Source organism: Desulfonatronovibrio magnus, from assembly GCF_000934755.1.
Taxonomy (GTDB): Bacteria; Desulfobacterota; Desulfovibrionia; order Desulfovibrionales; family Desulfonatronovibrionaceae; genus Desulfonatronovibrio; species Desulfonatronovibrio magnus.
The window spans coordinates 20139-32683 of record NZ_JYNP01000060.1 but is presented as its reverse complement, the minus strand read 5'-3'; the positions used below and the strand labels follow the sequence as shown (position 1 = coordinate 32683).

The following is a 12545-nucleotide window of genomic DNA, read 5'->3' as shown; positions in this document are numbered from 1 at the left end:
CCATACAGAGGATTGGAGGGTGTCAGAACTCCCTTTTCATTTTTCAGAAGTCCAAGATCCAGGACATACTGGTAATCATCATCCGTAAAATCGAACCCTTTGGCCTCGCCCACAATCACCGGCTCCACAATTCTGCGCACTCGATCCTCTTTCAAGCGCATGAGCAGGCTGTCAATATGCGTGTCCCGGCGCTGAATAATATTTTCCACGGCTTTTTCAACATACTCAGAGATAATCTCGCGGGTATAATTTGATTCCAATATTTTAACTGTAATTTCTCTGGCCACCGCATTAACCAGCCAGGGTTGCCCCTGGGTATAGTAATACACAGCATCAACGACTTCCGAAGGAAATATCTGTCCAGTGGCTGCGGTATGCTGGGCGTAAAGTTCTTCAATCTCCTGCCTTGAAAAATTGGTCAGGGTCAGGGCTTCAGTGACAATATTAAAAGGACTGGCACTGCCGAGTGTTTCCTGTTCTTCTTTGATTCTACCTTTATAGTCACGAATATTGCGCATACCGATGAGGCCGATGGAATGCACAAAAGGAATATTTGAACGGGTGACATAACCATCGCGAAGTTGACGCAGGAATGCAATCAGGGTTCCGTTGGCCAGACAGTCCACCTCATCAAAAAGGATGATTAGAGGTTTGTCCAGTTTCATGCAGTATTCAATCAGACTTCTTTTTAGTACCACGTTGAACTCGTTAAAATTTTGTTCTGATGCAAAATGTTTTACAGACAGCTCAGGGTGATATTCGATGGCTGCCTTGAGAGCGTAAACAATCCCTGGGATTCCTTTTTCCGGTTCACCAATGTTCTGAACCGATTCCAATGAGCAGTACAGGGCATAGTAACGACCCTGGGCATTCAATTGGCTGGCAAGTTCATTCAGCAAAGTGGTTTTGCCTGATTGCCGGGCCGCGTGAATTACAAAATATTGTTTTTGATCGATGAGGATATCCAGCCCTTTGCAGCGCTGTTTTGTTGGAATCATATAGTGTTCGTCCGGTACACATGGGCCCGCTGTATTGAAGTATCTGTTCATGGTGACACATCCTTTTGTAATTTCTGTTAAAATATCATTTATCATGTCCGGTATTGCTTAGAGCACAGACGGTTTGAAGCGCTCCACACGGGCGGCCTGGGACCTAAACTGCGAGCAACTTATACCCCTCGTTCCCAGGCTCCAGCCTGGGGGCGTTTTTCTCTTGCGGCTCCAGCCGCTTCTTCAAAATGTGGCTGGAGCCACAAAAAAAAGAGGTATTCCCAGGCTGGAGCCTGGGAACAAGAAAAAACCTGGATTCCGGCTTTCGCCGGGATGACGACAAAGAGTAATAGTTTGCTTTAACCGTCACCCCGGACTTGATCCGGGGTCCAGTCTTTTTGAAGTTACTTGTAAGCTCCTCACCCGGGCGGCCCGGGAACAGGGACTGACCTCAATCACAAAGACTGAGCATATATTTCCAGAACATGTTTTACAGGTATGGAAATATTCTCCTTAGAAAGCATATCCGACAACTGCAGCATGCAGGCCGGACAGGCCGTAGCTGCAACCTGGGCGCCTGAAGCAGCAATATCCCTGGCTTTTTGCCTGCCAATATCTGCGGACAGTTCATAATGCTTAATGTTGAAGCTTCCGCCAGATCCGCAGCACGAAGGCCCTCCTGGCAATTCAACCACTGCATTGCCTTTTGCAGCACTTATAATTGATCTGGGCTGGGTTGTAATTTTCAGAGAGTTGCGCAAATGGCAAGGATCGTGGTAGGCAATCTTCTTTTGATTCTCCTGAATATCAGCAGGCTCAACTCCCAGCACATCCATTAGAAATTGAGTGGCATCCATGACCTTCTCCGGGCGTACCATTCCCAGATCCCCATTATGGAACTCTGGCCACAAGTTACGGATGGTGGAAGTGCAAGTTGCGCAGGGAGTAATCAGGTAATCCCATTGGGTAGAAGAAAAAAGCTGAACATTCATGCTGACAAGGCTGGAAAATGCTTTGCTGTCTCCAGCAGAAAGTGCGGGTATGCCGCAGCAGGCCTGCCCTTCAGGCATGTATACGCCCACCTCATGGTGTTTAAAAATTTTCAGGGCAGCCAGGCCTGTTTCCGGAAAAATTTTGTCTGTGATGCAGCCTGGGAAAAAAGCCACTCTCAGCCCTGATGAACCAGTACTTGAGTCTAAGCTTTTTACCTGCTTGTGCAAAGGTTTGGCGGCCAGCTTTTTAAAATGGCGTTCTTTGCTCAGGGGCACATTGAACCGGGCACAGGAAGTACCAATGGTGGAGTCAGCTTCTTTGCTCAAAAGTCCCTGAAATAACGCCCCAAAAGAAACAAGGCGGTTCATAAGCCCTGGATGGGTCAGCAGGCTGCGGAAAATAATTTTTTCAGAGCGGGAAAGGCCCAGGTAGCCGTTAATAATTGCTCTGGCCCGCAGAAAAATATCTGAAACCTGAACTCCAGACGGACAATTGACCTGACATGTGCCGCACAAGAGACATCGCTCAAGTCTTTCCTTAACCTGCTCTGGATCGCTGAGCATTTTCCTGCCAAGTCCGGAAATCAGGGCAAGCTTCCCCCTGGTTACATCGGTTTCCCGGCCTGTTCTCGCGAATACCGGGCACTGAGCCTGACACATGCCGCAACGCATGCACCTTGTGAGCAGATCATCCAATTCTTTAAGCTTGTCTGCCAGCTGTTTTATATCAGCCATAAATAGTTCCTTTTTAGATTCAGGACAGCAAGGTGCCGAGAATCTTGCCAGGGTTGAGAATGTTTCCGGGATCCATAACTTCTTTAAGCTTTCGAGAGTATTCAATGGCTGCAGTACCATGCTCAAGATGCATATATTTTGCTTTGGCCAGACCAATGCCGTGCTCCCCGGAAAGAGTGCCGCCAAGAGCCAGAGCCTCATCAAAAATGGCATCAATGGCCTTATGTACCCGCTCCCATTCCTGAACATCGCGTTTGTCAGTCAAAATGGTGGGGTGCAGGTTCCCGTCCCCTGCATGCCCGAAAGTACCAATGGTCAATTTAAACTCGTCTGCTATGCGCTCTAAGGCCTTCATCATGGCCGGAATCTTTGATCTGGGTACTGTGGCATCTTCCAGAACAGTGGTGGGGCGCACTCTGGCCAGGGCAGGCAATGCATCTCTTCTGGCCTGCCACACTGCGGCCCGTTCCTGTTCATTTTCTGCCTGCCTGACTTTAACTGCACCGTGGGCATTACATATATCCACAATCTGGGCTGCATCATCTTCTACCTGGGCTGGGTGGCCGTCTACCTCAATAAGCAAGAGTGCTGCTGCTTCTGTGTTCAGACCGGCACCGCGAAAATTCTCCACGGTTTTGATGGTGAAATTATCCATAAACTCTAAAGTAGCCGGAACAATTTTGGCTGCAATAATGGAGGACACTGTCTCAGATGCAGCCTGGACATTGTCAAATTCTGCCATCATGGATTTTATGGCCTTGGGAGGAGGAACCAGTTTGAGAATAATCTTTTCAAATACCCCCAGAGTGCCTTCAGAAGCAACCATCAGTCCTGTCAGGTTATATCCGGTAACGCATTTGACTGTTCTGGCTCCGGTACGCACCAGGTTTCCACTGACATCAAAAAAATCAATGCCCATAACATAATCTTTGGTAACTCCGTACTTAAGAGCTCTGAGACCGCCTGCATTCTCAGCCACATTCCCCCCCAGAGTAGAGACTGCCTGCGAGCCGGGATCAGGGGGGTAAAGCAGCCCCTTAGACGCAACCTGAGCTGCAAATTTTGCAGTTATTACACCAGGTTGCACAACTGCGTACAGGTCATCCTGATTAATCTCCAGAATTTTGTCTAAGGCCGTGGTCAGGCAAACCACTCCCCCGGGATGGGGCACAGTTCCGCCTGAAAGATTTGTGCCAGCTCCCCGGACAGTCAGCTTGAGGCCATGTTCATTACACAACCTGACAACTTTACCAAGAGACTCTGAGTCCGCAGGCCTTACTACTATGCCAGGCCTTACCTGGTCCAGAACAGCTGAATCATAGGAATAGGCATGCAGATCTGCTTCCTGGGTCAGGACATTTTCCTGGCCTGCAATCTTTGCAAACTCCTTTTCTAAACTCTGAGTTGACATTTAATTCTCCTTGATATCACTACAGCGACATTTTGTGTTAATTATTGCCACCTTGGACCCTGGACCTTAGACCCTGGACCTTAGACCTTGGACCTAATACAGGTGCGGAAAGAAAACAAAGCTCATTAAACTTACCACAACACCAGTTACCAAACCGTAAAGTACAAAAGGCCAGAAAGTTTTTCTAAGAATCAGTCCTTCTTTGCCCGAAAGGCCCAGCACTGCGCAAACAGCAACAATATTATGAATACAGACCATATTGCCGAACCCTCCACCAACAGCCTGGGCAGCAACAATAATCTGATGGGGAAGATCAAGCTGGGAAGCCATGCCCCACTGGAATTCGGCAAAAAGCAGGTTGGAAACAGTATTGGAACCAGTTATAAAAGAACCAAGCCCTCCGATAAATCCGGCAAACATGGGCCAGGACTGCCCGGCAATGACTGCAATGGCCTCGGCCATGGATAAAGGCATGGATGGATACATATTAGGATTCAAAAGCTCATCCTGGATGCCTGAACCCCGAAAGATAGAAACCAGAGCAACCGCAAAGAACAGGGCTATGGCTGGATTCTTTATACGCACCATGGCGTCTTTCCAGGCGTTCTTGACCTGCTCAGCCTTCATCTGATGAATAAAAATGGTCAGGACAGCCACGAGAATAAAGGGGATTGTTCCGGGCAGATAAAGAATGGCAATAGACCCGCTCACTTCTTCATATCCCAGAATATTACTGAAACTTAAGGTTACTGATGCCAGCAGGGCCTTGAGACCAAGTTCATCTATCCTGGTCAGAACAAGAATCAGACCGATAAGCATGTATGGCGACCAGGCTTTAAACTGACTCATGGATGCCTTAAATCTGCACCCTTCGCTGGCAGTTACTGTTCCTGACCATTCAGGATCCCAGTTTTTTTGAGAGCCAAAGGTAAAGACATCTCTGGGAACAGCGATTTTATTCTTGGCCCCCCAGACAACTATGCCCAGGCCCACAAGTCCGCCGATAAGGGATGGAAATTCCGGTCCCACAAGCCAGGCAAAAAGCAGATAGGGCAAAGAAAAGGAAGCTGCAGCAAACAGGCAGAATTTCCATGCGGCAAAACCTTCAGCCCAGGAACGGCTTGGCCCGAAATATCTGGTAATAAAGCCCAGCATGAATACAGGCAGAATGACAATCATGGGCAGGTGCAAGAGGGAGGACCACTGCCCCACAACCATGCCAAAGCTCTCATAATCGGTAAAATTCAACCCTGCTGCCTGGCCGTATACTGCAGCCTCTACAAGGTCTTGCAGATAAGTCAGACCAAGAATAACGGGCGTGCCCACAGCCCCGAATGTAACAGGAAAAGTGTTAAAAGTCAGGCAGATGATGGCTGCTGCGAGAGGTGGAAAGCCAAGGGCCAGAAGCAGAGGCGCAGCCAGTGCTGCAGGAGTTCCAAATCCAGCTGCCCCTTCAATAAAGGCTGTAAACAGGTAGCCGATAATTATGGCCTGGACGCGCATATCAGGGGAAATATCCTGCATTCCGCTCTGAATGGTTTCCATGCCTCCGGAATCACGCAAAGTCATGAGGATAAGTATTGCCCCGAAAACAATTATTAGAATACCTGTGGCTGTGATAACTCCCTGAATAGATAAGGCTGCTATGTACCTCATGGGCATCTCCCAGAAGATCATACCAGATATAACAGCTGCCAGCCAGGCCAGGGGCATGGCTCTCGTTGCCGGCCAGCGCAGACCAACCATAAGAATCAGGGCCAGGACAATGGGCAGAGCCGAAAAAATGGCCAGATATCCTACAGACATAAAACACTACCTCCTTGTTTGTACATTGTCAGCATCTCTCTTGCACGGACCGGGATTTAACCTGCAAAGTGCTTAATTTTTACTGCCTGCACTACTTGAAAAGCGTTCAATTTGCTTGTATTCTAAATGATCTTAATTTGCAATTTATTACAAAGAAAAGTAATTGTTGTTGGGGAGTATTATGCGTTTCTAAAAAGTAGATTGGGGCCAGACCAGGTATCTGCTTAAATTTATTGACTTTATTTCTTGCAACCAGGAACAAATAACGAAGAACCAGGAACGAAGAACTCTCAAGCAAGGATCCCTTCTTTATGAGAATCAACAAGATAGTCCTGCAGGCATACGGGCATTTCACAGACAAAACCATTGATTTTACCGGTCAGGACAAAAAGCTGAATATTATTTTCGGGCCCAATGAGGCTGGTAAAAGTACTGTCATGCGTGCCTTAGATGCATTCTTTTTTGGATTTGGCCATACTTCTCCTGACGCTTTTGTGCATTCCTACAAAGATCTTGCTGTAAGAATGGAAATTAAAGCTCACTCAGGAACTATTTATGATTTGACAAGGTTTAAGCGCAAGACCAACGATCTTGTGGATCAAAATGGTCAGGCCGTGCTGCCCGAAACTTTGAACCGCATTATGTCTGGTCTGAGCCGGGATATGTATGCCAACATGTTTGGCCTGGACCATGAAAACGTACGGCATGGCGCGCAGGAAATATTCAAGGCTGGTGGACATCTCGGTGAGACTCTGTTTGCGGCTGCATCAGGTGTAAACAGCCTCAGATCAGTCCTTGATACCCTGCGCAGGCAGGCTGATGCTCTATTCAAGCCAAGGGCTCATTCCAGGCCAGTCTGGCAGAATATTCAAAACATCAGCGAACTGAATAAAAAACTTATGGACAAAACCACCAGGCCTGAAGACTGGAATAAAATTAAATCCATACTTTCAGACCTCTACAAAGACAGACAGGCCCTGGAACAGGAAATAAGTGATCTTGAGGCAAAGCTGCACGGATATGACAGGATCTACAAGGCTTTGCCCCATATATCAAAACATACCCACATCAGCGGACAGCTTGCCGATTTGATTAATATCCCGAAACTCAGCTCGGATTTTACATCTAAGCGCACGAGAATCCAGACCCGAATAAATAGTCTGATCCAGGATAAGGACAACCTGGAAAAGGATGCCCATGAATATTCCCGGCAACTTTCCAGCCTGACAGTCAATAATCATATCATTGGACTTGCTCCCGCAATAGAGCACCTGTATCAAAAAATTTCCGGCATTTCCGATTCCAGAGAAAATATTTCATCCATTGAACTGGAAATAAATCTGCAAACAAAGCTTCTGGAGGAAAAATCAGCTTTTCTCTCAAGACAGATTGACGATTTCAACACAGAGGAGTTCAGGATTGACCACAGACAGGTGCGGGCAGTGGAAAAGCTGGTCAAGGATCTTGCCATGAATACTGAAAGCCTGGACCAGATTGCGCGCGATATCCAGGAAACACAACAAGACCAGACCACCTGCAGCCAGCAACTTGATAGTTTCCCTTCTGTGCCGGACATAAAACAATTGGACTCTCTGTCGGACAGCCTGTCCAGGGCCCGGGAACTGCAGGATCAGCAAAAGCAGGCTCAGTCCAGAATTAAGAAACTCACAACACGTATAAATAATGATTTAAAGACGCTGCAGCTATGGGATGGTGATCTTGAACAACTGACAGAACTCACCCTGCCCCTGGCAGAAACCATTGATGTTCATGACCAGAAAATTACACAGGCCCGGCAGGACATGGACTACGCTCTAAAGGAAATGAACGACACTGAGCAACGCATGGAACAGGTTCAATGGCGCCTTAACAGCCTGGACCCGGACCAGAGCCTGCCAGACCCTGACGCTTTAAGCAAAGCCAGAGCGCTCAGGTCCCAGGGCTGGGAAATCATAAAATCCATATGGCTCAACAATATCCAGGAGCAGGAAAAAAAACGGAAATTTCTTGATGTTACAGGTGCTGATAATTTAAGTACAGGGTTTGAGTACTCCATTTCACGCGCAGATGAAATCGCTGACACTTTGCTGAAAAATGCTGATCAGGTGGCTTCCAGGGCCGGTCTTTTGCTTGAAATTCAAAACCTTCAAAATACAAAGCACCGTCAGGAGGCTGCTCTGCACCAGAAAGAGCTTGAATACCAGCAGGCTATGACAGAATGGACAGAGCTCTGGACCCCTTTAAAAATCAGCCCCCTTTCCCCGAGAGAAATGGGTGCCTGGACTTCTAAGGTCAAGGAAATACTGATCCAGGCTCAAGATCTGCACAGCAAATCTTTAGATATGCAAACAGTCCAGAACCAGATACAGACAATCACAACAGATGCTGCTCAAAAAATGCGCGATATGGACCAGAAAATTCCGGATGATATTCAACTTGAAAGCTTGTCGCTTTTGCTAAGTACTGTTCGTGAAAATGCTCAGAAACTTGTTACTGACAAACAGAACCTTGAATACCATCAAAATAATATTCAAAAAAAACTGCGCAAGCTTGAGCAAAAAAAAGATGAGCTGACAGGTCAGCTGGAAAAAAATCAGGCAAAATGGCATAAGACCATGTCGAGGCTGAATATTGATCCCGGGCAGGATCCAGAGGAGGCCCGTGATGAAATTAGTATCCGCCAGGAAATATTTCAGGCGCTGACTCAAATTGACAAACTTAAGACTCAAAAACAGGGTGAAGAGAAAAAATGCAGCGAATTTGCCCGGCAGACCAGTGATCTCTTAGAGCAGACAGGTCTGAGTGATGAAACTTCCAGTGCTCCAGAGATGATACTTGGCAACATATACCAGACTCTCAAATCTGAGCAGGAACAGCTGCGCCGGAAAAAGGACCTGGAGACCCGGCTTCAGGAGGTCCAGCAAAAAAGCACTCAGGCTAATAAAGAGATACGAGTACTCAATGGTGAACTTGCAATTCTGATGCAGGAAGCCATGGTCTCAGATCCTGTTGAACTTCCCGATGTGGAACATAAATCAGCTCTCAAAAAAGAACTTGAATCTGAGCTTAAACATTTAAGCTCCCAATTGCGTGAACTTTCAGCCGGAGAATCCCTGAAACAGTTTATGGCTAAAGCTTTGGAGTTTGATATTGATGAGCTTTCAGGCATTATTTCCGGAATCAAAGATCACCGGGCTGAAAAAAAATCCCAGTTAGAACCGTTGATCATAAAAATTACAGAAAATGAATTGAAACTCAAAAGCATGGATGGCTCATCAGATGTACCTGAACTGGAGCAGCAGATTGCTGAACAAAAAGCTATTCTCGAAGACAATGTCCAGCACTATGTGACTCTGAAACTGGCATCTGACATCATGGCTGCTGAAATTGAGCGATACAGATCAGCCAATCAGGGACCAGTTCTGGAAAAAGCAGGACAAATTTTTCAAGAGATTACTCTTGGGGCCTTCAAGAGCATCATGGCTGATTATGATGAAAAAGGCGAGCCGGTTATCAAGGCTGTAAAACCATCAGGATCAGGACTGCTGGTGGAAGAGCTCAGCGATGGAACCCGGGACCAGTTGTTTCTGGCCCTGCGTCTCAGCGGTATTTACAGATATCTTGATGAAAATCCTGCTTTTCCCTTTATGGCAGATGATATTCTGGTCCATTTTGATAATGAACGATCCTCCAGGACACTCTCTACTCTTTCGCAAATGGCAGATAAAACCCAGGTGTTTTTCTTTACTCACCACCGCCACCTGATTGACCTGGCCATGAATATTCCTGAAAATAATATGGTTGAATTATATGAACTTGCCTGAGATCAATTTTCCTAAGGCCGCCCTGCTCATGGAATCAGGAACAGTGCTGGCTACAGCTACCAACAGACTGTCAAGGCACCTGCACTTCATGTTCGGTGAGCTTCAGCTTCAAAACAACAAAGCCGCGTGGGAAACTCCGGACATCATTCCTTTTTCATCGTGGCTGTTCAGAATCTTTTCCAGCCTTGAAGAAACAAAAGACAGGCCTTTTGTTCTCTCTGATGAACAGGAACTTATATTATGGGAACAGGTAATTACAGAAGCTAATCCAGAGCATGGCCTGCTGGGACTTCACAGCATTGCTGAAACAGCGTCTAAGGCTCTAACCATAACTAACCGGTACCGCTTGCCATGGGAGGAAGTACAAGAGTGTATCGACCGGGAAATTCAATTATTTGTTCAGTGGACAAGTCTTTTTCAAAAAACCTGTACTGAGAAAAATCTGATCACAAGTGCGTCTTTGCCTGATTACCTTCTCTCCCTGAAACACTGTCCAGATTTTGATTTTCATCACTTAATATTATCTGGATTTATCCAACTGGATCCTGCCAGTCAGGACTTTTTACAATTTCTGACAAAAATGGGTGTGACCATCCATGAACTGAAACTGGATGTTAATCAAATCAACATTCTGCAGACCCGGTTCCCGGAGTTTGAAGATGAAGCAACCCATGTTGCCCGACACGCACTGAAAATAATCCAGGATGATCCAGACAAAAAAGTCGGCATCGTAGTGCCTGCCTTAGAAAGCAGGAAAGAGCAGATCATGGGAATTTTTGACCATGTCTTCCACCCTGAAAACCTGCTATCCTTTTCAGAACCTGAAGCCCGGGCCTTTAACGTTTCTCTTGGCAGCCCTCTTTCTTCGTATCCTCTTGTAAACACAGCCATGATCTACCTGAAAATGCTGAACAGTGCCCAATGGGATATTAACTTGCTAAGCACTCTTTTACGTTCATCATTTATCCGTGGAGGTGCAGTAGAGATGCACTCCAGGGCTGCCCTCGATGCTCTGACGCGCAAGGGATCCCAACCCTGGAGGCACAGACAGTGGGTACTGGATGCAGCCGTCACTTCGGGCAGTCATTATTCACCCTTGTTTGCAGATTTATTTGCAAAATCTCTACGCTTCCTTGCCAGTGAGCCTGAATATCAAAGCCCTGCAGGATGGGCTTCCGTCATCTCCAGACTTCTTGAGTTTGCAGGCTGGCCTGACGAGCGCCCCTTAAACAGCTTTGAATATCAGACTTTTCAGGCTTTTAAGGACGAATTGTCCCAACTGGCATCTTTAGAAATTGTGCTCCAAGAATCTGACCTTAGTGAAGCCTTGAATCACCTTGAAAAATTTCTGCACAAGAAAGTATTTCAGCCTGAAACCAGTGAAGCACCTGTGCAGATTCTCGGGATGCTGGAAGCTATCGGTTTAAACTTTGATCATTTATGGGTAATGAACTTGAATGCTGATGTGCTTCCGGCTCCGGCAAAACCCAATCCTCTGCTGCCTGTACATCTGCAGAGAAAATATAAAACACCTGGCGCATCGCCCATGATTGAACTTGAGCTTGCCTGTCAGATTATGAATTCATTACAAACATCTGCACCGCGAGTAACTTTCAGCTACAGCACCCGTGAGGATGACCGGGAAATCATCCCCAGTCCGCTTCTTTCAGACTTGAAGAGCGTACAACCGCAAATGCATCCTCAGGCTGAATTCACCCCTTTACATCAGATTTACTTAGAACGCTCTGAACTGGAAAAGATTATAGATGATTATGGACATGATCTGAAATCCCCAAAAATTTTTAAAGGCATACAGGCATTCAAAGATCAGGCTCTATGTCCGTTTAAGGGCTATGTATCCCTGAGACTCAACGCATCTTACCTTGATGAGCCATTATTTGCCTTAAGCAATGCAGCGCGAGGCACTCTTGTACACATGGCGCTAATGTTATTGTGGCAGGAGGCTGACTCCCTTGAAGAGCTTAAGGAACTGGAGCAGAACAATGACCTGCTCTCTCTGATTAAGACAGTTTGCTCTGAAAGTGTAAAGAATTTTTCTGAGGTTGAACATGTACTATTAAGCCATGAGTTCAAAACAATGGAACAGGCAAGACTTGAGAAGGTTCTTCTGCAATGGCTGCAAAAAGAGCTTGATCGACCTGAATTTACAACCGTCAGGCTGGAACATGATGAAAACGTGACCATCAGTTCTCTTATACTCAAAACCAGACTGGACCGGGTGGATGAACTGACAGACGGAAGGCAGATAGTGATGGACTATAAGACCGGTGCAAACATTGACTCCATCAAAAGGCTGTGGATGGCAGAGCGCCTCATTGAACCTCAATTGCCCATATATGCCCAGGCTACAGGTACCCAGCCCAGTGCTGCAGTCATTGCCCAGGTTAATCCCAAACAATGTAAATTCCATGGTATTGTTGCTGAATCTGAACTGCCAAAACAGGGCAACACACTGTATTCACCTGAAAAGCTTGACAAGGTTGACATGGCAGATATTTTTCATCAATGGAAAAACAGACTTGAAGAAACAGCTGCAGAAATAAAACAGGGACTTGCAATAGTCGACCCTGTTGCTCAACCAGGCAACAAAACCTGCAGATACTGTGAATTTATGTCATTATGCAGGGTGAAAAGCCAAAACTTTCTGCAGAATAATGGGGAGCATCAGGCGTTTCTGAAAAGTCAATTGGAAACAGTCCCGAAACCAGGGACAGTCCCCGTGCCAGACCGTAACAATAGGGTTTTAACTCCAAAATAGTTATGACAT

At 46.5% G+C, this 12545-nt stretch carries 6 protein-coding genes; 2 read left to right on the top strand and 4 right to left on the bottom strand.

Features of this window, described 5'->3' with window-relative positions:
- From LZ23_RS07755 to LZ23_RS07740, 4 genes are all read right to left on the bottom strand, one after another.
- A partial coding sequence (locus LZ23_RS07755) for an AAA-like domain-containing protein (RefSeq protein ID WP_045213033.1) occupies positions 1-1049 on the bottom strand: 1049 nt, incomplete at its 3' end.
- A gap of 395 nt (positions 1050-1444) precedes the next feature.
- Positions 1445-2716, bottom strand: coding sequence for a (Fe-S)-binding protein (locus LZ23_RS07750; RefSeq protein ID WP_045213030.1), 1272 nt, complete (start codon positions 2714-2716; stop codon positions 1445-1447).
- A gap of 19 nt (positions 2717-2735) precedes the next feature.
- Positions 2736-4127: an FAD-binding oxidoreductase gene (locus LZ23_RS07745; RefSeq protein ID WP_045213028.1), complete on the bottom strand. Its 1392-nt coding sequence runs from the start codon at positions 4125-4127 to the stop codon at positions 2736-2738.
- Between the two features lie 93 nt (positions 4128-4220).
- Complete coding sequence (locus LZ23_RS07740) at positions 4221-5933, bottom strand: L-lactate permease (RefSeq protein WP_045213027.1); 1713 nt, start codon at positions 5931-5933, stop codon at positions 4221-4223.
- A 311-nt stretch (positions 5934-6244) separates the two neighbouring features.
- Between LZ23_RS07740 and LZ23_RS07730 the strand changes: the two genes are divergently transcribed.
- Entirely contained in the window at positions 6245-9757 is a 3513-nt protein-coding gene (locus LZ23_RS07730; protein WP_045213024.1) for a YhaN family protein, read from the top strand.
- Entirely contained in the window at positions 9744-12536 is a 2793-nt protein-coding gene (locus tag LZ23_RS07725) for a PD-(D/E)XK nuclease family protein (RefSeq protein ID WP_045213022.1), read from the top strand. Before LZ23_RS07730 ends, LZ23_RS07725 begins: the two co-directional genes overlap by 14 nt.
- Positions 12537-12545 lie beyond the last annotated feature (9 nt).

What these genes read in the sequence shown, in the direction of transcription:
- LZ23_RS07730 (WP_045213024.1), top strand. Translation starts at nt 6,245, where the DNA reads ATGAGAATCAACAAGATAGTCCTGCAGGCATACGGGCATTTCACAGAC.
- LZ23_RS07725 (WP_045213022.1), top strand. Translation starts at nt 9,744, where the DNA reads ATGAACTTGCCTGAGATCAATTTTCCTAAGGCCGCCCTGCTCATGGAA.
- LZ23_RS07745 (WP_045213028.1), bottom strand. Translation starts at nt 4,127, where the DNA reads ATGTCAACTCAGAGTTTAGAAAAGGAGTTTGCAAAGATTGCAGGCCAG.
- LZ23_RS07750 (WP_045213030.1), bottom strand. Translation starts at nt 2,716, where the DNA reads ATGGCTGATATAAAACAGCTGGCAGACAAGCTTAAAGAATTGGATGAT.
- LZ23_RS07740 (WP_045213027.1), bottom strand. Translation starts at nt 5,933, where the DNA reads ATGTCTGTAGGATATCTGGCCATTTTTTCGGCTCTGCCCATTGTCCTG.